Below are 23,718 nucleotides of genomic sequence, written 5' to 3'. Positions count from 1 at the left end.
TCTTACTATTGTTGCTCTTGCTGTTATTATTGCTCTTATTGCTCTCGCTATTACCATTGGGAGTTACGTTTCCACCAATCTGCATATCGCTGCAATCCCTCGTCTACGCTAACTGTCGGTGCATAGCCCAGTTCTTGTTGCGCTCGGCTAATATCCAGCGTATGCGGCACTGCAATCGAGCCGACTGTATACCGCGTGAGTGCTGGTTCACCAGACAGTGGCAAGATCCGATACATCGTCTCTAGCATCGCCGCTACACCATAGGCGACTTTGTAAGGAACTTTTTTCGTACGTAGTGGAATATCCAGCAGGGCAAATAACCGCTTTACCAATTGTTCAAAAGGCATCGCTTCGCCATTGGAAATGTTGTACACCTGTCCTAGCGTGAATGTTGGAGAATCGCAACAGAGCAGCATCACATCCAGCAGATTATCTACATACGTCAGATCAATCTCCGCTTGCCCACCGTTGAGCAGCGGCACACCAGATTGCGCATTCGTACGCAGCAAGCGCGGCAATAACGCCTGCTCACCCGGTCCGAAGATCGCGCGTGGTCGCAACATAATGACCGGCAATTCCTGCTCACGCCGATATCGCTTCAACAATTGCTCCGCTTCTAGCTTGGTCGCCGCATAATGATTGGCAGGCTGCTCTGGCAGCGGATCGACTTCCGAGATCATCTGACGCTCACGATAGTCAAAATACACACTTGGCGTCGATACATGCACTAGCCGCTTGACTCCGGCAGAGATACACCCATCTGCTACATGTGCTGTGCCTTCTACATTACTACCGTAAAAATCACGATATTTCCCCCACGGCGACGACAACGCGCCACAATGGAATACATACTCCTGCCCGCGACACGCATCTATCATCCGCTGACGATCCCGCAGATCGGCTGCTACAAAATGAATGCCTGCCGCCGCCAACTGCTGCCCGACCTGTTCATTGCGTCCCGTCGCTGTAACGTCCCAACCGATACGCGCCAGACGATATGCCAGATGACTACCGAGAAATCCAGTGGCGCCTGTTACAAGTGCCTTGGTCATACGTCGCTCCTTTCCAGTGGCTGCCCATTCCATTCAATATCATGCGTCAGCGCTTGCGTCACCGTAATCTGTTCTCGTCTACTAATGCGAACCGCCGCCAATACCAAGGCAAACTGTCCGAAAAATGGCATCATATCCTGCCATCGAAATACCGCATCATGTGCGCCTCTCATCGCCTTGAGCCATTGCTTCCATTGCCTGCCGCTCCAGCGCCGTCCCCAGCCGCTTGTCAGCATCGGCAACGTTAGCATCACCCGTCTGCCCGGTTGCGGCATGATCACCTGCCCTTGCTCCACTAACAGCTGCGGCGCTACAATCGCCATATCCAATCTATCTGCGGCAGTAAACAGGTGAATACCACTGGTCGCCCGCGGATTGCATTCGATCGGGTAGAGCTTGCCTGTCTGTCGCTCCTGAATCAGATCAAAGCTCAGTTGCCCGCTACATGCGCGTGCTGACAAAGTACGAATTGGTGATTCGCTTGCTATGGATGCGTCCGCGTTGTTCGTTTGATGAGAGACAGATGACGGATCAACCGAACAAGCTTCCTTATTCCACTGCTGTACCAACTGCTGTACCCACACCAGCGTATCCGGTCGATCTAACGCTTCAAAGTGCACGCTTGCTCCCGCTTCGCTGCTACGATAACGACTCTGGTAGGTCGCGTGCGCTACAATGGTTCCTTCATATACGATACTGTATGTACATAACTGCTCTCCCGGCACGTAAGCCTGTGCGATCCACGGTTCCTGTTCCGACAGACCGTCTGGCGCTGCAATAACAGCGGATGGCGACCGTTCATTCTGCTCACCTGCACTTGCTGGATCATCTGTCATATCCTGTGCAGGCATGATCACTTTGGAAGCGAAGCGTGAATACGCAGGCTTGAATACAAGCGAACGAGACGTATACACAGATGGTAGATCCGACGCTGCATCCAAGTCTTGGACGGAGCACGATGCCGCCAACAGACTGCTCCACTCACCATGCTGTACCTTTTCCCACTGCTGTCTATTATGGATCACCATCGTATCTGGTGCATCCAATCCAGCAGCATGAACGAGCTGAATAAACTCGCCCTTGTGATGCAGCGACTGTAGCATCGTTGCTGGTGGAACTAGCACCTCGCACACCTGACGCAACTGCTCCAACCCATGCGCCACATAGAAAATCTCCTCACATGTCGGCACCAGTATATCGATCCATTGCTGCTTCACAATCCGCACCAGCTCTTGTATATACGCCTGTGGCTGTTGGCGTGGCGGTGGTACAACGAAGCTTTGACGTACCGCTTTTGAACGGGCGCAGAGCTGCTGTGGCAAGCTTTCGGCAACATCCACTGTATGCCCTGCCTGATGCAGCAAACGCGCCAGCTCCAATGTGACAGGAGCACGTCCCCCAGTTAGCAAAATAGTTCGTGGTGTCTGAGCAGAATCATGATCAGTAATCAAGCACCATGCCCCCCAGCGACAGACCGGCGGCGGTGCCAATCAGCAATATGCGATCCCCGCGACGAATTCGATTTTGCACAATCGCTTCATGCAGTCCCATCGGAATCGAAGCTGCAATCGTATTGCCGTGGTTCGGCGTAATATTCATAAATTGCTCCTCGCCGATGCCTAACTTCTTGCGCATCAGACGCATTGCCATCGCACTGCCCTGATGTGGAATGACCAATTTGAAGTCATCCATCTTCGTTTGCGCACCAGTCAGCAATTCGTTCATGAAGTTTGGCAGTAACTTGGATGCCATTTTGAAAATACCATGCCCGTCCATCTGAAACAGATACGCATTGTCCGCATTGCGTTCATCGCCCGGCGGGAACCGTGTACCGCCGCCCGGAATTTCCGAATACCGCGCGCCACGACTGTACGTATGCAGCGATGTATGCACAATACCGGACGTCTCATCCGGTGCTGATGGACCGATGACGACCGCTGCGGCTCCATCGCCAAACAATACAGCGCTTTCCTTATGACTCCAGTCCAAGCCTGCCGATGCCACTTCAGTCGCCACCAGCAATACATGACGATAACGTCCAGCTGCAACCATATACGATAAGGTATCCAATCCGAATACGAAGCTCAGACAGGTGCCGTCGATATCAAACGCCGGTACACCAGAGTCCTGCTGTCCCAGCGCCTGCTGGATAAACGACGCTGTGCTCGGTAGCGGCTGCTCCTTCGTGCCGCTCGTGCACACAAGGCAATCGATATCGTCAAATGTCAGCCCTGCTGCTTGCAGTGCCGCCTTCGCCGCTTCTGCTCCCATGTACGAAGCCGTCTCGCCTTCGCTCACATAATAGCGTGTTCCAACACCACCCGCTTTGGCTGCCCAGCCAGCCTGCACCCCAAGACGAAGATCAACCTGTTCATCTGTAACTGCCGTGGATGGCATATATTTGCCTGTACCCAAGATCTTTACTTTTCGATGCTGCATAATGATCCCTCGAATCTATAAAATACTTGTCTATTTGTGTGTATGTTCTCTCGGTCCATGTTGTTGTCTATCTACATATACAAAACAGGCTTCGCCTAATCGTCATACCGACTACGCAGCTCTTGCATCGTTTGCTGTACTTCCTGCACATCCAATACGCCGTTCGTCGATTGTAGTTTCGCCAGTTGACCGTGATTCAACAGCTTTTGCAGTTCTTCCATATAGCTCTCCACCGATGGCACACCTGCCAATTCATCCAAGCCGCCCATTGTGCCAGAGCGCACGATCGGATACTGTTTGTCCGCATCTTCCGGTCCCGCTGCTAGATCGTAGAAGCGGCGAATCTGCGCTGCCAGCTCATCGCCATGCCCGTTCACAATGACAAAGGCAGTAATCATATATGCTTTGGATTGGCGACGCTGCGCAATACCGCAAAACTTGCGTCCATGAATACCAATATCATAATCCCCCGGGCAAAAGGCACCTTCTACCTCGCCTGTCTGCACGTTCGTTGTCCACGGATGCACCGCCCGACTGATCCACTCTGCCATAAAACGAAAATCATCATGAATATTAATCCGGCTACGCGGATTTGGCAGCATAATCGACAGATTGAGAATACCGCGATGCAGCGGAACAGCTGCGCCACCGGATGCGCGCACTGCTACCGATGTACCTTCTTGCCGGAATTGCTCCATTGCCTGCACCGCTCCACTCAAGCGGCGATCGCGCAAGCCGATCGTCATCGCATCGCTGTGTGTCCACATATGAATAACAGGCGGATGACCAAGTCCGACCTTGCGGCACATTAGCTCCTCCCATGCCATCGGCTCCAATATGGATACATCGCTGCCCAGCAGCGGTGTTTTGTACCAGATCGCTTGCTCCAATCCTTCCGGCACGGTCGATAGTCTGTACCGTTCCTCTCCCTGCTGCTTATACTGCTGTTCATCCATTACGCTGTTTCCTCCTGCCTTTGGCGGCATGATGTCTGCTGTATGCTGCACTTTTTTCGCTGAGTTGATCTGTTCATTATACCAGTTTTTACAATGATGTTTTTACAATACAGCACATATTCTGTAACCTCTCTACGGATGAGAATGGTTGCATCTCATTAAGACACATGGGCAAAGTATAACAAAAAAGACCGCTTGATCCGCAGGGACTGCGAACATCGAGGTCTTATGCCAGATGATGATTGGTGAGCTTATTGGTGTTGCTTCCTATGCGTTCGTTATAACAGATATGATCAAAGTTACTACATAAAGTTCATACATTTGCTGACGCCTATAGATTACGTAATCCGCTGTACTGCTTTGCCGATATTGCCATTTGTTTGCGCCAGCAGTTGTGTCGCTTCCTCCGCAGCCACGTCCAGCAAAATCATCACAATTGCCGTTTTCATATGCCCGCCTGCTTCTACATATACCCGCTCTACTGTCTGCTCATTCGCATCTGTTGCCAGCATAATTAGCCGCTTCGCTCGATTCACCAGCTTTTCGTTAGTGGGCTGCATGTCGATCATCAGATTGCGATACACTTTGCCGCTACGAATCATACTAGCAGTTGTCAGCATATTGAGGATCATCTTTTGCGAGGTGCCTGCCTTCATACGCGTGGAGCCGAGTACCACTTCGGGACCTGTGACCGCTTCGATCATCACATCGGCATAAGAACCCATTTCGCTGCCCGGATTGTTGCTAATGCCAACGACTGCTGCGCCTTGTTCGCGCGCTTGCATCATCGCTCCGATAACATACGGCGTACGTCCGCTGGCGGCAATACCCACCAGTGTATCGTTGGCGCGAATCTGTGCCGCAATCAGGTCGCTGCGACCGAGCGATACATTGTCCTCCGCCCCTTCTACTGCCGATTGGATTGCTCGTTGTCCGCCAGCGATAAGACCGACTACCTGCTGCGGATCAGTGCCATACGTCGGCGGACATTCGGCAGCATCCAGTATACCCAATCTACCGCTGGAACCTGCACCTACGTACAGTAGTCGTCCACCTTGTGCAAACCGCTCCACAATCAAATCGACAGCAGCCGCAATATGCGGAATACATGCCTCCACCGCTGCTGGAACGAGCTGATCTTCCCGATTAATCATATGCAAAATACCTTCAGTGGATTGTTCATCAATATGGATCGTACGTGGATTTTGCTGCTCTGTTACCAGTTGTCCGATAGGCAGTTTCATGGCATTCAGCTCCTTTGGGATTAAGAATACTATATGTTCAATGAGATCAGCTTCAATCAGATCGATTCCAATACGATCAACGTAATGGAACATTACATTCGCACACGTTTACAAAAATAACTGCGGCGCTACCAACAACGCTGCCCCGTAACATGGCGATTGATGCAATGGAACAACCTGCATGTCAGGATATTCACTATGCAGATATTGCAAACACGTATTGCGATACCAGTCAGAGCGAGTGAACATCGACCCGCTCACCGTAACAGCGCTCTGCTGCAATTGCTTATGTTGTTTGTACAACGTCATAATGAATCGCGCCATATCATGAGCCGCATCCGTCACAATCTGCTGCGCCAGCGGATCGCCTTGCTCTGCGGAATGCAGACAACAATGAGCCACTGCTGCGATATGCTGCTTGCCTATCTCTATGCTATACACCATGTCGCGCAGTTGCGACGGAACGTCTGCACCATAATGAGCCAGCACCTCCGCCGTAAGTCGCGTGGATGGCAATATGCCGTCATAGCTCAGCATAACCGTTTGCAGACAGCGCAGCCCGATGGCATACCCACTGCCCTGATCACCAAGAATATGACCCCAGCCACCGATGCGCACCCGTTCCCCCGACGGCATGATGCCCAGTACAATGGAGCCGGTTCCAGCAATCGCAATGATTCCGTGTCGTGTACGATTCGACGCCAGCAGTGCAATCTCCGCATCATTTATAACCTGAATCGGGAATACAGCCGCATCACGATGCAGTCTGGCTATTGACTCATGATGCTCATACCAACGTGAACGAATCGCCGCTGCCGCTCTCTCGCATTCTTCCGCTGTATACACTCCAGCGATGCCAGCACCAATTCCAATACAATGATGCTGTTCCAGATCGTACGCTGTCAGTAAACGAAAGATCGTATCCATCACAGCATCTGCTTCGTTTCCATACAAAGCGGACTTCGGATTACCTGCCGCACCGTGCATGCTACCAATCAATTGACCGTCTGTCTGCCAAGCCATGACTTCTGTCCTCGTTCCACCGCTATCCACGCCCAGCACGAACTGCATATCCTCATCCTCTCCGTATATGTAAACTAAAATAACGTTGCTCACTCGTTCATTCATTTTACAGATACCAGCATATTTCCAGATTCGAATAATTGCTTATATTTTAGTGCACGACTTGCTGTTTGTAAAATAAAATTTTATGTATATTGCTCTATTTTGATACGATATGTACAGCTCTATTTTAAACAACGTCGACATTTCTCTCTCTCCATCCTCTACCTTTCCCATTCTATAATCAATTCTTCTATTAGACTGCATGTATGTCTATTATAATAACTATATATCTTGAAATTTTATTTCAAAAACACACTGAATATTCTATGTATCTAACACTAACAGCCACTTAATCCCGCTACTCGCAATACGCCTATTTACATCCAACCTATTGTTAGCCTATAATCTCACGCGCTTACCTTTGTCGAAATCGTGCCGAAATTCATACATTCCTTCTAAAAAAATTCGTTTTTTTCTGCAAAAAGTTCATGATCTGTCTATCCAGATATCCCCTTCATGACGTATCATACGTTTAATACGATAAAATATAATGTCAAAACGTAAATTTACATCACATATAACCAACATCATGATCCGATCACATTCATCCTCATTCTGATCTCACCAGAAAGGAGCCTCCCATGTCTCAACATCAGTCACACCACGAATACATTCATTACAGCGAGCTGCTTGAATCATCTATGAACACTGCCGAGCTGGATCAGATCTGGGAACCGCTGCGGCATGGTATGCAGGATAAGCTAATTCCGGGTGCATCTGTCGCCATTAGCTATCGCGGACATCAACTGCATTATGCTGGTGGCTGGGCAATCGATACGCCAGATCAACATATTCGCACGGATGTACATACTCTGTACGATTGCGCTTCACTGACCAAAGTGATGATTACGCTACCATTGATTTTGCATTTATGGTACAAAGGGCAGTTAGATCCAGATGATTATATTGCCCGCTATCTACCGGAAATGAATCATTCGCCGCATCATATGATCACGATCCGGCAACTCCTGTCACACTCATCCGGGCTGCCAGCAATCGCAGATTTCGCCCAGCGTCCGTGGACAGTACAAGATGCAATTCAACAAATTGGACAGATGAAGCTGCAATATAAGCCGGGAACACAGCGGATCTACAGCGATCCGGGCTTTATGCTGCTGGGGCACCTCTTCACAGTGATCACCGGAATGTCGTTGGAGGAAGGCGCAGCGCAGTATATTTTTCAGCCTCTCCATATGCCAAATAGCTGCTTCCGCCCTGAACCGTCATGGATACCGCGCATCGCTGCAACGGAGTACGATGCTGTAACTGCCGCGTATTTGCAGGGCATCGTTCACGATGAGAATGCACGCCAACTCGGCGGTATCGTCGGACATGCCGGTCTATTCGCTACTGCGGATGATGTATTAACTTATGGGCTTGCATGGCTGCATACATCACACGATGCTGATTGTCGCGAAATCAAGCACGCCGCCATTCAGCGGCAAACGCCTCAGTTGCCTCATGTACACCGTGGACTTGGTTGGGTGCTAGATGGCGATGAGATGGATGTATCTGGTGGAGCTTTGTCATCGTCTGCTTACGGGCATACTGGTTTTACTGGCACCAGCCTGTATATTGATCCAGAACGCGAACTTGTAGTTGTCCTGCTCACTAATCGTGTCCATTACGGTCGGCAGCGTCCCATCCAGCAGTTACGTCGTGATTTCCATAGCACGCTTGTCAGCGTACTGGATCAGCTATCCTCCTTGGTATAACTTGCTGCACATGTGCATATCGTATATGAAGGCTTGTACATGAAGGCGCTTCACCTATCCTCTCCGGCAAAGGAGCAATGATTATGAATGGCGGATTAGTTCGATTACGGGAAATTATTCATACAATCACCCCATCCGAGCGCAAAGTCGCAAGCTTTATTTTGGAGCAACCGCAGCGGCTCGTCGGCATGTCAGTCGCACAGCTTGCAGAGCAGAGCGGCGGCAGTCAGGCAGCCGTCATCCGGCTATGCAAATCTGCTGGCTTCAAAGGATATCAGGAGCTAATGCTCAAAGTCGCCGGTGATTTGCAAGAACAGAGCCAGTCGCAGAGCGGATATCAGGAGATCAACCCGGATGATTCGATTGAGCGCATTATAGAGAATGTATCTGCCAACAACATTCAGTCCATCCGCGATACAGTCAAAATCCTCAATCCTGCCAGCATTGAGCAAGCAGTTCAGGCATTGCTGGATGCGAAGCGCATTTTCTTCTTTGGCATTGGCGCTTCCAATCTGATTGCTACCGATGCCCAGCATAAGTTTCTACGGATTAACAAAACCTGCTTTGCCTTTGCAGATGCGGATCTGCAATTGATCTCCTCAGTCATGCTCACCCCGGATGATACCGTCGTAGGCATCTCCTATTCCGGTAAAACGCCTGTAACGGTAGAGTGTATGAAGATTGCTCGGGAAGCGGGCGCACGCACGATCTCCATTACCCGCTACGGCAATACACCAGTCGGCAGTCTAGCAGATATCCCGCTGCACATCTCCTCCACCGAAAATGAAATTCGCAGTGGCGCCACGTCCTCACGCATCACCCAATTGAATGTGATCGATATTCTGTATCTCGCCGTCGCCAGTCGTGACTACGAACAATCCGTCACCTACTTGGAGAAGAGCCGCAATATCGTACGCAAAAGCAAACGTTGATCATGATGCACTTCATGTGGAATATTATATGCCTCATGCCGAATGTTGAGTATTGAGTGTTGAATAAAAAGGGCAGTCCCACGATTTCGTAGGACTGCCCTTTTTATTGTGTTAGATGTCATTCCGATGATGAATCATCGCCGGATACAGCTACATCTGTTATTCCATCGCATATCGCCTCAGTCATACAGACCAAAACGCTGAACCAGCTCGTTGATTTTCGCACGAACGATCAGATCCGAATTGTTGCGGTTGTTCATCACGAGGCAAACTTGCTTAATAAACTCGCTTTTGTTCTCGTCCGTCATTTCCAGCAGACGTTGATCAAGCTTTTCACGAATATCCATGTGCTTCCCCTCCGTACGTTAATTTTCTGATCGGGTATAGCCTTGGATCAGATGATAAAAAGTCTTCTTTCAGAAAAGTCTAATACAATGTAGCATAAGGAAGCAACTATATTTGCCATTGACATTCATCGTATTGCGCCAAAAGCGGTGTAGCCGCTCTTTTTTCTGTTTCCGATGCTAACAATAAAAAAAGAACGATCCATAACGGATCGTTCTCTGGGCTTGCGAATCATCGCTTCTTATCGTTCACTTCTGCACCGGTTCAACTACCTGAATATATATTACTTGATTCAGACAGCCGTCACGTTGTCATTAGTGTTCTTTGATGAGCGATAGAAACTCTGCACGTAGCGGAGCATCATTGCGGAAGCCGCCACGAACAGCGGAAGTGATCGTTTTGCTGCCCGGCTTTTTGACGCCGCGCGCGCACATGCACAGATGCTCGCCTTCCACGACGACCATGACGCCGGTCGGATGCAGCACTTCATCAAGAATATCAGCGATCTGCGATGTAATCCGCTCCTGTACTTGCAGACGACGGCTAACCGCCTCTACCAGACGGGCGAATTTACTCAGACCAGCGATCTTCCCGCTTGGTACGTAACCGATATGCACTTTTCCGAAGAACGGCGCCATATGGTGTTCGCACTGGCTGTAATACACAATATCCTTCACGATGACCATTTCCTGGTGATTCTCGTCAAACGTAACGCCTAACGCCTCACGCGGATCTACGCTGTATCCAGCAAAAATCTCCTCATACATACGTGTAACCCGTGCCGGTGTCTCTAGCAACCCTTCACGCTCTGTATCCTCACCGATCAGGTTCAGGATTTCTTTGATATGGTATTCAATCTGTTCGCGGTGTTCACCAACATTCAGATTGGTATAGTCCTTAATGCCAGCCATGCTGACCTCCTTCCACACTCAGGGTCTTCATGTACTGACGCCTGTCATGTTGATTATCTTCTGCGTTTGCCTTGATTGCCGCGTCCCATTGGAGGCATTTGTGGCTTGCCGCCTTTTTGTGGAGTGCCGCCGTTTTTCATCATTTGCTGTGCTTGCTGCATTTGCTTGGCATTCAGGTTGTAGCCCATTTGCTTCGCCATTTTTTGCAGCATTTGCGGATCGCCTTGCATTTTCTCAAGCTGTTTGCGCAAATAGTACGCACCGATAAAGAATCCCGCGACAAGACCTACAATCAGAGTCACAATCGGTATGACCCAGTTCCACCACATCATAAAGCCACCCCTGTATATTCATTGTCGTTCGTTCACGGAAAAGCGCCTTCACTTTCCCTGCCAATTCAGGCATGAACAGCAATTATCATACCATTTTCAGGTAGGGACAGGCAAACATTTTCGGAACGGTTTCATCTGTTATGTTAATTCATGACCGCTTCGACAAATACGGTCGTAGCGCTGGCTAGATCAATCTCCTTAATCTCCAGCGCATCGCCGCTGCCGTTAACGATGCGAACGACCGGACGACCCGGCAATCCACGGTGCTGACGCACGACTACACCAGATTCGCGCGTAGATAGTCGGACGCCTGTCCCATTTGGATACACCGACACAATCCGGTTGAACTCGATCAGCAGTTGACGGTCAAGCCCGCTCTCCGACAATGCCATCATCTCCTCGCACGCTTCATGTGGCAACAAGCCTTTGCCACCTTGTTCCTTATCGGCGATCAGATTGTCGTACGTATTGGCAATTGCCACGATACGGGCGTACCGATGAATCTCTTCTTCCGGCAATCCACGCGGCTGACCGCTACCATCCATCCGTTCATGATGCTGAAGAGCAACGTGAGCGATCATCAGATTGAATTCGCGTTTGGATTTTAAAAGTTCAAAGCCGCGCCACGTATGATGCATACGTGAGCCGGGAATACTATCCAGCATCCCCGAACCACCCAGCTTGCCAATATCGTGCAGCAGTGCACCAATCGCCAATTCACGAAGCTGTGCTTGATTGAGTCCGATATTCATGCCGATAATCGCCGATAACAGGCACACATTCATCGCATGCACATAAGCGGCATTATCCGCCGTACGAATCTCGGTCAATTGCACTTGTACTTCACGCGCACCGACCACATCCTCCAGCAACGCGTCCACACTAAGCGCAATCCGCAGCGGATGCCATTCCTTACCGGAGCGCAGCGCATCGAATGTATCGCTCATCTCGCGGATCATTTGCTGCTTCGTCTGCTCGCTCAGAATTTCTTCTGGCTCGACATCGGCATAATTTTCGTCCCGGATATACAGCATCGTAACCCCGATTCGGTTGAGCGTGTTGATCATAAAGACAGTAAGCTGAACGCCGACCGACAGCAGAATGGTGCCATTGCCGGAGTAGACGGATTTTGCCAGATATTGACCGGTTTCCACATTTTCGATACTTACATATCTCATTCAACATCCCCCTTTATTCACAACATGAATTGGGATTACGATTACAGCTCCGTTACATGATTCGCCGCATGTAGCAATTTGGATCATATGCGTTGGGATTTTTCAGAACAATACCGGCTCATTTTGTAGATTGCTGTACCCTTCCAGTCCGAGCAGCCATTCCTTGTTGTTCAGACCGCCGCCATATCCGACCAGCTTGCCATTCATCCCGATCACCCGGTGACACGGCACAATAATGGAAACGGGATTGCGGTTATTCGCACCACCAACCGCACGCACCGCAGCCGGAACACCGATCTCAGTGGCGATATGCTTGTACGAAACCGCCTGTCCATAAGGTATCTGACGCAGCGCTTCCCAGACACGCAGTTGAAAGTCCGTTCCTTGCATATCCAGCGGCAGGTCAAATTCCTCACGTTCCCCGGCAAAATACTGCTTGAGCTGCGCAGTCGCTTCTGCCAGCATGTCTGGCGAATGCTCCAGCACATGATCGCCGTACCAGCGCTGACACCAGACTACCAAACGTTCGGCAGCCTGCTCATAAGAGCGGAATTTGATATGACACAATCCAGCACCGGAATGAACAAGTGTCAGTGTGCCAAGCGGTGTATCCAACTCATCGTAGTACAGATGATGCACTGTCTGGTCAGACTTGTTGTGTGGCGCCAGATGGTTCTCCTGCTTGCTGCTCATTCGCCAATGCCTCCTCCAATAGATGCTGCGCGGTGAGCAGGCGTTCGATCACTTCATGCTCTTGCTCACGCTCCAGCCCTTTTTGCACCGCTGCCAGCGCTTCCTCACCGCCAATTCGGCTTAACGCCCATGCAATCGTACCGCGAATGACCGGACGCACATCTTTGATCAGCATCTCTGCGAGCTTTGGTACTGCGCTTTTATCTTTAAAATTACCGAGCGCGATAATCGCATTACGCTGAATCGGATTCTTCCCGCGCCATGCTGATGATGTATCGCCAAATTCCTGCTTGAACTGCTTGTTGCTCAGTTCCAGTATCGGCAACAATAGCGGCTTCGCCTTTTCTGGATCAGGACGTAGCTCCTGCTGGTGATTCCAGCTTTTGCCCTTGTTTTTCGGACAAACGATCTGACAGGTGTCGCAGCCATACAGCCGATTCCCGATCTTGCGCATATGCTCATCGGACAACATGCCCTTCGTCTGGGTCAAAAAGGAAACGCAAATTTGCGCATTCAACTGACCCGGATTCACGAGCGCGCCGGTTGGACACGCATCAATACATTTGGTACAGGTGCCGCAATCCTCCGTTACCGGCGTATCCGGGGCAAATGGAATATCGGTAATCATATCACCAAGGAAAATCCACGAACCAAGCTTGGGCGAGATGATCGCACAATTATGCCCGTAAAAGCCAATCCCCGCTCGATGAGCAACCGCGCGGTCGGACAATGCCCCTGTATCGACCATGCTCTCAATACGCGCCTCCGGCACCTTTTCGCGGATAAAATCCTCCAGTCGCTGCATCCGATTGCGCAGCACCGTATGATAATCTAGCCCCCATGCTGACCGCGCCATAATGCCGCGATACTCACCGGGTGCGGACTTCGGCGGATTCTCCATTTTGGAATGATACGTAACCGCAATGGCGATAATCGAACGCGCGCCACCAAGTGTCAGCGACGGATCGATCCGCTTGTCCAGATCCGGTTCTTCAAATCCTGACTCATACCCTTTGCGCCGATTCTCTTCCAATACTTCACGCAAATATAAAAAAGGATCGGCGGTCGTAAAGCCGATATCGTCGATACCAAGTTCCGGACCTGCATCCTTGATTTCCTGCTTCAGCCACTCCCAGCGGTTGGACTCTGTACCGGCGATTCCGGTATCAATCTGCTGTGTCATGAAGCGGCACTCCTTTCCAAACATCCGTATTGCTGATTCGCCTGCATCCTGCTGGATAAGCGGCAAACCTGTATCTTCTGCTGCCAATCATGTTGTATATATACGTTCAAAGACACACAGTCCTCCTACCATTCATCACAAAACTTCTCTCCCATTATACTGCATCCGACTGGAAAAACGTCTAAAAAATAGAAAAACACATCCGTTTATCCGATCCTCGTCGGAAAACAAAATGTGTTACATTAACAAAGCATACGCAGCCGAAGCCTCACAACCGGATCACTACGATGCTTACTGACAATCATCCCTCCCGACGATCGTCCGCACCGCAATGTCCGGCAGCACCGTTATCCGTCACAGGATAGCGGGCCGCTCGTGCAAGCGTGTATATTCAAGTATGGTTTCTGTTCTGTTATCTCTTGTTTACATTCAGAAAATCAGGCGTTTGCCGCAACAATGCTCAACTTTTCATAAGTGCGCAGCACTTTGCTCTCATCATATCCCAGAGCGGCGTACAGTGGCATAACCACTTCGTTGTGTTCGTCGCCGGCAACCATAATGCCGCTGACGTTGCGCTGCTCGAAGCGTTTCTCCATGGAAGTGATCAGCGCGGTACCAATACCTCTGCCTCTCATATCAGGATGAACGGCGATACGGTAGTAGCAACCGAAGTTGCGATCAATCGTACCAATTAACAAGCCAATAATCTCTTCTCCCTGCTCCGCAACAATAATCAGTTCGGAATCCCAGGACAATTGTCTGGCAAAAGGTCCCATCGTGTGTTCGTAACACTCTTCGGACAGAGCTACCTGGAGCAGCTCCTGGACAAGGTTCAAATCACTCAGCTTAAAGGAACGAATATTCATCATCCAAACTCCCTCTTTATCAGCTTAATCAAGCAACGTTTGCAAACATACCCCTTAACACTACATATGGGAAGCACAAAAAAGAAGGACATCTGCATATACCAGCCACAAGCCCTACATCGATGTTTGTGTAAAATCCCCTGTTATATTGTACCCAAATTTCGGCAAAAAACCTCATATTATCGCACAATATAATCTCAGTGTTAATTAAACCATAATTTTCTGACAATTACATCACTTTTCTCATGAAAGCGCTTCATAACTCCGTTTTTCAGCAAAAATGATTCCAAATATCCAGTTCATCAGGAATAGTTCTGGCAACATGGGCTTATGTCTATGAATATAAAGCTCCAATTATAAATATTCCTCCAAAACCAAATATCTTAATATGAAATCACAGGAGCGACAAAAACGATTATATCACTAGTTTCTGGCTGTCACTATACTTTTTATCATAATGACGTCAGGTTTTCTTTTACCATAAAATTACATGATCTCTTTATGAAAGCGCTATACAAAAGCGAGTCATCTATGACGCAACTTCCTGATTTACCCATTCCATAAGGAAAATGACGTGATTTCGCCTATATTTATATTTGGTCAATAAACGAACATATGATCCTTCTTCTGTTCATTCCTTTTTGAATAAATATCCATCAGACCGATAAAAAAATTTTTCTTGCCTTTTCCGCATGGCTAGGACTTTCTAAACATAAATGTTGATTTAGTCAAAAATATACGGTTTAATATATAGGGTAAGATGTTTATCTACATATGGAGTGGAACTTCCGCTTCAAATTTAAAATCTCAGGAGGTATTTTACGATGGCATTTGAATTACCGGCACTACCTTATGCAAATAACGCTCTGGAACCACATATTGACGAGCAAACGATGCTGATTCACCACGATCGTCACCATAACACATACGTAACCAATTTGAATACCGCTCTGGAAAGCGCTCCTGAACTGCAAGGCAAAAGTCTGGAAGAGCTGATCTCCGATCTGGACAGCGTTCCAGAAAGCATCCGCACAGCGGTTCGCAACAACGGCGGTGGTCACCATAACCACAGTCTGTTCTGGGAAGTAATCGGTCCTGACGCTGGCGGCGCACCAACAGGCGAACTGGCAGCTGCTATTGACAGCGAGCTGGGCGGCTTCGACAAATTCAAAGAAGACTTCGCAAAAGCGGCTACAACTCGTTTTGGTAGTGGTTGGGCATGGCTTGTTGTCGGCAAAGACGGCAAACTGGCAATCACTAGCACACCAAACCAAGACAGCCCTGTATTCGAAGGTCTGACTCCACTGCTGGGTCTGGACGTATGGGAACACGCATACTACCTGAAATATCAAAACAAACGCCCTGACTACATCGGTGCTTTCTGGAATGTAGTAAACTGGGATGCTGTAAACGCACGTTACACTGCTGCGAAGTAATTCCAGCATAGATAACGCGCACAGCGCATACAGAAAAGACGATCTGCATAGTGCAGGTCGTCTTTTTGTATTGTTTTTTTGTAGTGTTATCTTCTACTGCTGTACTCACTCATTCGTTGCTATTCTCCATCACGAGTAGTTATATTCCATGACGAATGATCACAATGGTCAGATGTACTGGTTAGCCTGAATGATCCAGCAGTTCAAAACGCGGCAATCGCTGTACATCCTCCGGTAACTCCACCATATATACGTTGCCATATCCGCTACGATCACTGTTGAAAAACAATCGTCGTCCGTCATCGCTCAGACGAGGATGGGCGTGCAGCTTTTGCGAGTGAAAGCTGCATCGTAGCTCGCATACTGCATACGCACCAGCATAGCGCCCATTTTCATCACGCTCCCATAGATGCAGCGTATCGACTTCCCCCTGCCCATCCGCTATTACTAAACCTTCATTCTGGTACAAGTGCCAAGTTGAAAAAGGAATCTTCTGCTCCTCCAAGCCAGTATTATCGTATCGAATACGTCCAAAAAAGCACGTTCCATCCGCTGCAATCCCATGATATCCAATCTGCTCTCCATCTGGCAAAAAGCACTCATGACCAACTGATTCTCCCTGTTCATGACGCTCACGGATGGTCCATACGTCACCGCTGCGCAGATCCAATCCCCATATCCGGTGATCCACCAGATGCCAAGGTCCTTCATGGCAAAAGGTTATTAGCCACGGCAGGGTCGGCGATGCATTGATATGAGTCACAAAATGACGGGTATGGAACACCTCGCGTGATATGCCACTTTTCAGATCGACTGCAATGATGATGCTGTTCGGCTGCGCATCCATCCACTCGCGATGTCCGACATACCCGTTGCCCAGATCGGTATCGATCTGCTGTGACAAATCCTCGGTAATACACGTCAGCAGCGTGCGACTGTCAGCAGTACAAGTTACATTGCCCAGCACATAGCCTTCTGGACAGCGGTACTTGATTTTTTCGCGAAAATGGGTCAAATGCAGCGCACGAATCACCTGCTTGTCCGATACGAGCGCATACTGCTCATCCGGCGTGAGTGCCACGTCCAGATCGTCGTTGTTGGCATACGTAGTCAATTGGGTCATTTCACCGGTTTCGAGCTGTATCGAGAACAGATTCGCGCTGTTATCCCGGTCGGAAATAAACAGCAGCCGTTTGCCATCGTCATACAATGAATGTTCGGTAAAATACGGCAATCGGCTATGACCACGATAATCCGTCAGCTGGTGTACCTTTAACCCGGTACGACGGTCGGTGTACGTACTCCACTCTGGCGCCCATATCGTGCCTTTGACCATAGCAATCGTTCTCGACATGTTTATCCCTCCTCATGATTGGATTCAGCTTCAATGACTTCCGTGTGAATCTGGTTGCTCTGCTTGGCTGCTTACTTGCTGACATGATTAGCTTTAGTCATGGAATCGCTTGGATAATTGGCTCCTCGAACCGTTGTGCCGGACTATTTTGAAATGCCAAAATGCTGCTGCAAAATCTTCAGGAACAGATTCGGGAACGCATACTTTTCCATATCGTCGCGTCCGATCCAGCGGTAATCATATGCCACTGCTTCGCCAAGCAATGTGCTAGGTACAACATCATAGTCGGCAGGCTGTTCAGCCACCTGCGCTTGCTCCAGCGGCTCCGATGTATCGATAAGGGTGCCTGTAGCAAGCTGTTGACGAATAGCACTGCGCACTTCCGGTGTCGAACCCGGCAGACGGATGTCCAGTGTGCCCTGCTCCACTTGCTCGCCAGATATGACGCCCATACCGTGCCAATCTTTGCCATCTACCGGCACATCAATTTGCCCAGCTTCCGTACAGCGGAAGACGCGCATATACCACTGAATATGGCTAAATGTATGCTCAGCGCTCATCCATTCCTCATCTGGACGAACGTCGATGCCTTCATTTTTGAGTACATGGTTGAGTCGTTCCATCGCGGCAGGCTGTGTCAGATCGGAGCCAGCACCAGCTTTTTTGGCGTCGGAAGACAGGACATGGGGCAATTCCCACATCCGTGCCAGCAGACCGGTTGCTGGACGCTGACGAATCAGTACTTTGCCTGCATGCTCGCCGCGTCCTTCGACTACTGCCATCAGGCGATGCTCCGGGCGTGGTGGTTTGGCTTTGGTTTTGATCGGCAGTTGTTCTTCCATGCCGTTGATTCGCCCTTCACAATGCTTCATGACCGAGCAGGTGAGACAATGTGGTGACTTGGGCGTACAGACGAGTGCGCCCAGCTCCATGAGCGCCTGGTTAAAATCGGATGCGCGTCCAATCGGGATCAATTCGCGAGCGAGCTTTTCCATTTTGACACGGGTAGATGCTTTGGCAATATCGTCACTCAGGCAAAAATAGCGGGATAGGACGCGCATGACATTCCCGTCCACCGCTGGTTCAGGCACGTTGTAGGCGATGCTCAGGACGGCTCCAGCGGTGTATGGACCGATTCCTTTTAATGCGGAAATCTCTTCTGGCGTATCTGGCACGATCCCGCCATGACGTTCAACGACCTGCTTCGCCGCTGCTTGAATGTTACGGGCGCGCGAGTAGTAGCCAAGTCCTTCCCAGCATTTGAGCACGTCTTCTTCTGGCGCTTCGGCAAGCGACTCGACAGTTGGAAAGCGCTCGATAAATCGCTGAAAATACGGAATCACGGCTGCAACGCGCGTTTGTTGCAACATGATCTCGGAAATCCAGATATGGTACGGATTGCGGCTGCGTCGCCACGGCAGGTCTCGTTTATGTTCGTCATACCATGCCAGCAGTTCGCGGCTGAAATAACGCTTGGCTTCGTGTTGTGGTGTTATGTTGGACATCATCAATCTCCTTTGGGGCGTGTTTCCCATCGAACGCCCTTTATTTGAATGTGGGCTTTGGTGCAACATAGCGCTCCGGGAAGGGATAAGGGAACGGACTCCGGTGGAGCTACGGGAATCTTTGGATTATGAGTACATGAAGATTCCCGCACCTCCAAAGAGGCAAGATATTTTGCTTACGCAAAAATCACTTTTCATTGAACCTCGTGTTTGCAAATCACAAACACTGTAAGTCGTCCTTTTCCCTTATTCCCTCCCCTCCGCTTGGTGCAACGCGCAACATTCTTTTTGTGCGAAGCAGTAGTGAATTTGGTGTTTGATTTGGTGTTTTGAGAAGTTGCGATACTTTAAAAAATTCAAAGACTTTAGAGACTTTAGAGACTTTTGACATCTTACATGTCTTTTTGACTTTTTGAGTAGTAATTATTAAGGATGATTATTCAGCAGATCGTTTTATATGGGATGTTGCTTGTTATATGTTGGGTCTGCTTGTTCAACTTTTGCTTGAACGTCTAGTTGGTTTTTTCCACGATGGCGAATGCGGATGCCAGGGTGGGTTGGTGGGTGATGCTTAGGTGGATCTGGTAGGTGTTGGAGTCTTGTTGTAGGTCCAATCGCTGCCATGCTCCGGTGGACAGAGTAACCTGAGGTTTGCCGGATGCGTTGGGCAGAATTTCGATGTCGGTGAAGCTTATGATTTTGCCGATGCCGCAGCCGAAGGCTTTGGTGATGGCTTCTTTGGCGGCGAAGCGACCGGCAGTGAATTCAGATAGTCTGGGACCACGCTGCTCAGCCAGTGTTTGCTCGGCGGGTGTCAGAACGCGTTTGAGGAAGCGGTCTTTTTGTTTGCCTTCCAGCAAGCTGATCATTCTGGCGATCTCCAGCACATCATGCCCTATTCCGTAAATCAAGTAAGTGTCCTCCTGCAATTTCAATTTCTTTATTGTATCAAATGACATGGGCAAAATCCTCTACTTGTAAGTAATCGTCATTGAACTTTGTATGTTCTCTTTCTTTTTTACACTATAAAAAAGCGACTCAATCCATCATCGGATATAAGTCGCTTGTTTCATTACATCTAAGTCAGATGTTGTACTTGCTTTACATTAAATACCTGGGATCGGATCACGTTTGTGTGCGGTACGTTTGTAGTACGTCTCCAAACGTTCTGCTACTTCGGGAGCGATCGATTTGCCTTCCAGGTAGTCGGAGTTGTCAGCGTAGGTGATGCCGAGTTCGGTTTCGTCAGTTTGATTTTCCCACAGACCAGCGCTTGGTGCTTTGTCGAGAATGGATTGTGGGATATTCAGATGGGAAGCCAATTGACGAACCTGACGTTTGTCGAGCGAGCTAAGCGGTGTAATATCGACCGCGCCATCGCCATATTTGGTAAAGAAGCCTGTGATCGCTTCGGATGCGTGATCTGTACCAACAACGAGCAGGTTGAGCGAGTTGGCAATCGCGTATTGTACGACCATGCGGGTTCTCGCTTTGACATTACCTTTTGCCTGCGGGCTGAGTGGGTCTTGTTCCAGCTGTGGCATTACGCTGTTTACCGTTTGCTCGATCGCATCGACTGCTTTGTGCACATTGGTTTCGACTTTGTATTTCAGGTCAAATGCCTGTGCGACCGCGTAGCTATCGTCGATATCGGATTGGGTGTCGTACGGCTGGAAGACGCCGACGGTTTTGTATTCGCGTCCGGTCGATTGTGTCAGTTCATCCGTTGCCTGTTTGCACAGACCGGTGGCTACTGCACTATCGATCCCGCCGCTAATCGCAATTAGCAGACCTTGGGAACCGGATTTCTCAATATATCCTTTTAGAAAATCTACCCGTTTGCGGATTTCAGCTTCCGGTTCAATCGTTGGTTGTACTTTCAAATCGTTAATAATGTCCTGTTGAAGACTCATACTCATCATTCACTCCTTCGACTAGTCTCAAATATACATGATCGGACTACAACCGATATGCGTATTTCCTTCCTTCTGCATCCGAACATCGCCGACGCAGAAGTTGCTCTCTTTATATATACCCATAAACAAGGACATCCTGCAACCGTCACATGAATGTGACAGCGCAGGATGTTGTGTTCTCGTATGAGATTACAGGCAATATTTCTCGAATGCGTCGTTGAGTGCAATCGCGATATCCTCAGCGGAATGGTTCTCAATCTGGTGACGCTCGATAAAATGCACCAGCTCGCCATCTTTCAGCAGAGCGATCGATGGGGAAGACGGTTGGTACGGCGCGAAGTATTCACGCGCTTTGGCAGTTGCTTCTTTGTCCTGACCAGCGAATACGGTGAACAGGTGATCCGGTTTTACATCGCTTTGCAGTGCATGAGCTACGCCCGGACGGCATTGACCAGCAGCGCATCCGCACACCGAGTTCACAACGATCAGTGCAGTACCTTTGGAATTATCCAGTTGCTCTTGCACTTCTTCCGGTGTACGCAGTTCTTGGATACCGATACTAGTCAGCTCATCACGCATCGGCTGTACCATATCTCTCATATATTGATCAAATGACATTGACATATTGGTTCACTCCTTACTTTTCATAAGCATTACCTCTATTATACACAGGTTATATCAGAATACCACCGTATCCCGGTAGATTTCATGGAAAATACAGGTTTATTTTACCCCTATCGACTTGGTTCGAGCCGCGATAATGAGAGGATCAACCGCTTTACCCCATATCCGGTATCGGAGTTGGTTCTGGCGGAAGTGACTCTTCGGAAGCTCTAAGGAAAATGACGGAAAAGGTCGTGCCGCGTCCTTCCGCAGAATAGACGGTAATGCGCCCATTGTGACGTTCGACAATACTAAGACAGAGCGACAGCCCCAAGCCTGTCCCTTTGGTCTTGGTCGTATAAAATGGCTCAAACAGCTTGTCCATCTTATCCGGTGCAATTCCCGGTCCAGTATCGCGGATATGCATGATCACTTCGGCATCCGTCACTTCCGTTTCAATCGTCAACTCCCCTTTGTCCTCCATCGCCTCCATGCCGTTACGTGCCAGATTGAGAACCAACTGCTTGATCTCCTTGGAGTTCAGTTCTAGCAGGGGAATATCCTGTCCCGGTATAAATGTAATCGTCTGTCCGCGTAGATTGGCATCTGCCCATAATAGCGGTAACAATTCTTCGATGATCGCGTGCAGACTGAACGGTTCTTTTTCCACAATTCGGTTCTGCGCTAGCGACAGGAAGTCGTTAATGATGCTATTGGCGCGATCCAGTTCGTCGAGAACGATCATATAATAGTGATCTAACGACGATGGACTTTTCTCATGCATCAATTGCAGGAATCCGCGCACGACAGCCATCGGATTACGAATCTCGTGGGTGATGCTGGCAGCCATTTTGCCGACAAGACTGAGCTGTTCCACATGACTCAGCTCATTACGTAGCCGCTCCACTTCGGTAACATCTTGACCGACAATGACGAAGCCGCTCAATTCGCCACCCGGCTTATGAAACAACGGCGCCACATTCAGATAAAAGACGCCGTATTCCAGCCGCAGAATCTCGCTCTCATTACTGCGACTCTGTTGCACCCGCCGAATGAGACGAATCGTGCCTTTCAGCCCGCTTCGAATATCGCCGCCTTCCAATGCAAAAAACGAAATATCATTCACCTGCTCACGTTGTAAGCCAGGCACCGAATGACGCAATAAGGTGAATGCCGCTTCATTGATTGCTGTGATCTGTCCTTTGGCATCAATGGAGGTGATCATCATCGGCGCCACATTCATAATCTGGCGCAGCTTCTCCGCTTCCGTAATGACGCGGTTGGATAGATCCAGCATCTGACGACTCAACTGCTTTTTCTCAATAATTTGTTCAATCGCGGTAGTACAGTAATCGCCTGCAATGACCGCCGCGACGACAATGAGCGTAATCAACATCCAGATACCTATACCAAGCTGGAATAGCGGTATTTGCAGGGCAATAACAACCAACGCCAGAAACGTACTCAGCAAGACAAGCGCCATCACAATCAACCGTTTGCGGCGAAGAGTGGAGCGCTGAAAGAGCGGATAACACAAACCTGCAATCGGATACAATAGCAACCCGGTCTGAATCATTAAATCACTAATGTTAACGTTATCACTAAATAATATATACATAAATACACTGAGCAGCAGTAGCCACAACCCACGCCATGCGCCTATGTACAATACACCGACAATCAACGACACCACACTGAGTGGAATTCGGCTATCAATCGCGCTATAAGCCGCCAGAATCCAGCCGATCACAATACTGAGTGCAAAGGAGATGACGAGCACTGGAGCGTATCCGCGCCATGCTAACCGTCCATGATGCAGAGAATCGTCACCACTGCGTTCCACCACACCGGAGAATACGAAAACAGAAGCGCCTACAGCAAGCATTTGCAGCAGGATTTCCTTGACCGCAATAATAATGACGCGCCCCTCCCC

20 protein-coding genes and 1 pseudogene are annotated in these 23,718 nt (G+C 49.3%); 3 read left to right on the top strand and 18 right to left on the bottom strand.

The window, feature by feature from the left end; translation table 11 throughout:
- Nucleotides 1-50 precede the first annotated feature (50 nt).
- The 6 genes from ACE3MZ_RS02650 to ACE3MZ_RS02625 all read right to left on the bottom strand — a co-directional run bounded on the left by ACE3MZ_RS02650 (nucleotide 51) and on the right by ACE3MZ_RS02625 (nucleotide 6,762).
- Nucleotides 51-1,052 (bottom strand): NAD-dependent epimerase/dehydratase family protein, encoded by a 1,002-nt coding sequence (locus ACE3MZ_RS02650; RefSeq protein ID WP_411345008.1) that lies wholly within the window; start codon nucleotides 1,050-1,052, stop codon nucleotides 51-53.
- Nucleotides 1,049-2,503 (bottom strand): ATP-grasp domain-containing protein, encoded by a 1,455-nt coding sequence (locus ACE3MZ_RS02645; RefSeq protein ID WP_411345007.1) that lies wholly within the window; start codon nucleotides 2,501-2,503, stop codon nucleotides 1,049-1,051. The genes ACE3MZ_RS02650 and ACE3MZ_RS02645 overlap by 4 nt, the downstream gene beginning before the upstream one ends.
- Complete coding sequence (locus tag ACE3MZ_RS02640) at nucleotides 2,493-3,491, bottom strand: beta-ketoacyl-ACP synthase III (RefSeq protein ID WP_411345006.1); 999 nt, start codon at nucleotides 3,489-3,491, stop codon at nucleotides 2,493-2,495. The genes ACE3MZ_RS02645 and ACE3MZ_RS02640 overlap by 11 nt, the downstream gene beginning before the upstream one ends.
- A 95-nt stretch (nucleotides 3,492-3,586) precedes the next feature.
- Nucleotides 3,587-4,447, bottom strand: coding sequence for a biotin/lipoate A/B protein ligase family protein (locus tag ACE3MZ_RS02635; RefSeq protein ID WP_411345005.1), 861 nt, complete (start codon nucleotides 4,445-4,447; stop codon nucleotides 3,587-3,589).
- A gap of 338 nt (nucleotides 4,448-4,785) precedes the next feature.
- Nucleotides 4,786-5,691: an N-acetylmuramic acid 6-phosphate etherase gene (gene murQ / locus ACE3MZ_RS02630; RefSeq protein ID WP_411345004.1), complete on the bottom strand. Its 906-nt coding sequence runs from the start codon at nucleotides 5,689-5,691 to the stop codon at nucleotides 4,786-4,788.
- Between the two features lie 108 nt (nucleotides 5,692-5,799).
- Nucleotides 5,800-6,762 (bottom strand): ROK family protein, encoded by a 963-nt coding sequence (locus ACE3MZ_RS02625; RefSeq protein ID WP_411345003.1) that lies wholly within the window; start codon nucleotides 6,760-6,762, stop codon nucleotides 5,800-5,802.
- A gap of 635 nt (nucleotides 6,763-7,397) precedes the next feature.
- Between ACE3MZ_RS02625 and ACE3MZ_RS02620 the strand changes: the two genes are divergently transcribed.
- Entirely contained in the window at nucleotides 7,398-8,531 is a 1,134-nt protein-coding gene (locus ACE3MZ_RS02620; protein ID WP_411345002.1) for a serine hydrolase domain-containing protein, read from the top strand.
- A gap of 83 nt (nucleotides 8,532-8,614) precedes the next feature.
- On the top strand, nucleotides 8,615-9,463 hold the full coding sequence (locus ACE3MZ_RS02615) for a MurR/RpiR family transcriptional regulator (protein WP_411345001.1): 849 nt from the start codon (nucleotides 8,615-8,617) through the stop codon (nucleotides 9,461-9,463).
- 179 nt (nucleotides 9,464-9,642) lie between these two features.
- Here the strand turns inward: ACE3MZ_RS02615 and ACE3MZ_RS02610 are convergent, their stop codons facing one another.
- The 6 genes and pseudogenes from ACE3MZ_RS02610 to ACE3MZ_RS02585 form a co-directional block, all read right to left on the bottom strand.
- Nucleotides 9,643-9,810 (bottom strand): hypothetical protein, encoded by a 168-nt coding sequence (locus ACE3MZ_RS02610; protein ID WP_411345000.1) that lies wholly within the window; start codon nucleotides 9,808-9,810, stop codon nucleotides 9,643-9,645.
- A 312-nt stretch (nucleotides 9,811-10,122) separates the two neighbouring features.
- Nucleotides 10,123-10,719: a GTP cyclohydrolase I FolE gene (gene folE / locus ACE3MZ_RS02605; RefSeq protein ID WP_411344999.1), complete on the bottom strand. Its 597-nt coding sequence runs from the start codon at nucleotides 10,717-10,719 to the stop codon at nucleotides 10,123-10,125.
- A gap of 53 nt (nucleotides 10,720-10,772) precedes the next feature.
- On the bottom strand, nucleotides 10,773-11,048 hold the full coding sequence (locus ACE3MZ_RS02600) for a YneF family protein (protein WP_411346675.1): 276 nt from the start codon (nucleotides 11,046-11,048) through the stop codon (nucleotides 10,773-10,775).
- 146 nt (nucleotides 11,049-11,194) lie between these two features.
- Nucleotides 11,195-12,229, bottom strand: a complete 1,035-nt coding sequence (locus tag ACE3MZ_RS02595; RefSeq protein ID WP_411344998.1) for an HD-GYP domain-containing protein — start codon at nucleotides 12,227-12,229, stop codon at nucleotides 11,195-11,197.
- Nucleotides 12,230-12,331: 102 nt separating this feature from the next.
- Nucleotides 12,332-14,105 (bottom strand): annotated as a pseudogene (queG, locus tag ACE3MZ_RS02590) (tRNA epoxyqueuosine(34) reductase QueG).
- Nucleotides 14,106-14,542: 437 nt separating this feature from the next.
- Nucleotides 14,543-14,971, bottom strand: a complete 429-nt coding sequence (locus ACE3MZ_RS02585) for a GNAT family N-acetyltransferase (RefSeq protein WP_411346674.1) — start codon at nucleotides 14,969-14,971, stop codon at nucleotides 14,543-14,545.
- Between the two features lie 824 nt (nucleotides 14,972-15,795).
- On the opposite strand from ACE3MZ_RS02585, the gene ACE3MZ_RS02580 reads away from it, so the two are divergent.
- On the top strand, nucleotides 15,796-16,407 hold the full coding sequence (locus ACE3MZ_RS02580) for a superoxide dismutase (RefSeq protein WP_411344997.1): 612 nt from the start codon (nucleotides 15,796-15,798) through the stop codon (nucleotides 16,405-16,407).
- A 181-nt stretch (nucleotides 16,408-16,588) separates the two neighbouring features.
- Here ACE3MZ_RS02580 and ACE3MZ_RS02575 read toward each other — a convergent pair whose 3' ends face one another.
- The 6 genes from ACE3MZ_RS02575 to ACE3MZ_RS02550 all read right to left on the bottom strand — a co-directional run bounded on the left by ACE3MZ_RS02575 (nucleotide 16,589) and on the right by ACE3MZ_RS02550 (nucleotide 23,670).
- Entirely contained in the window at nucleotides 16,589-17,761 is a 1,173-nt protein-coding gene (locus ACE3MZ_RS02575; RefSeq protein WP_411344996.1) for an oligogalacturonate lyase family protein, read from the bottom strand.
- Between the two features lie 143 nt (nucleotides 17,762-17,904).
- Nucleotides 17,905-19,266, bottom strand: coding sequence for an A/G-specific adenine glycosylase (gene mutY / locus ACE3MZ_RS02570; protein WP_411346673.1), 1,362 nt, complete (start codon nucleotides 19,264-19,266; stop codon nucleotides 17,905-17,907).
- A gap of 512 nt (nucleotides 19,267-19,778) precedes the next feature.
- Entirely contained in the window at nucleotides 19,779-20,177 is a 399-nt protein-coding gene (gene acpS, locus ACE3MZ_RS02565; RefSeq protein WP_411346672.1) for a holo-ACP synthase, read from the bottom strand.
- A 195-nt stretch (nucleotides 20,178-20,372) separates the two neighbouring features.
- Nucleotides 20,373-21,179: an ammonia-dependent NAD(+) synthetase gene (nadE, locus tag ACE3MZ_RS02560; protein ID WP_411344995.1), complete on the bottom strand. Its 807-nt coding sequence runs from the start codon at nucleotides 21,177-21,179 to the stop codon at nucleotides 20,373-20,375.
- A 192-nt stretch (nucleotides 21,180-21,371) separates the two neighbouring features.
- Complete coding sequence (locus tag ACE3MZ_RS02555) at nucleotides 21,372-21,806, bottom strand: BrxA/BrxB family bacilliredoxin (RefSeq protein ID WP_411344994.1); 435 nt, start codon at nucleotides 21,804-21,806, stop codon at nucleotides 21,372-21,374.
- Nucleotides 21,807-21,960: 154 nt separating this feature from the next.
- On the bottom strand, nucleotides 21,961-23,670 hold the full coding sequence (locus ACE3MZ_RS02550) for an ATP-binding protein (protein WP_411344993.1): 1,710 nt from the start codon (nucleotides 23,668-23,670) through the stop codon (nucleotides 21,961-21,963).
- Nucleotides 23,671-23,718 lie beyond the last annotated feature (48 nt).

The sequence above is a fragment of the Paenibacillus sp. WLX1005 genome (assembly GCF_046603685.1).
GTDB lineage: Bacteria > Bacillota > Bacilli > Paenibacillales > Paenibacillaceae > Saccharibacillus.
Note: the sequence above shows the minus strand (reverse complement) of the source record. Positions and strands in the feature narration are given on the sequence as shown.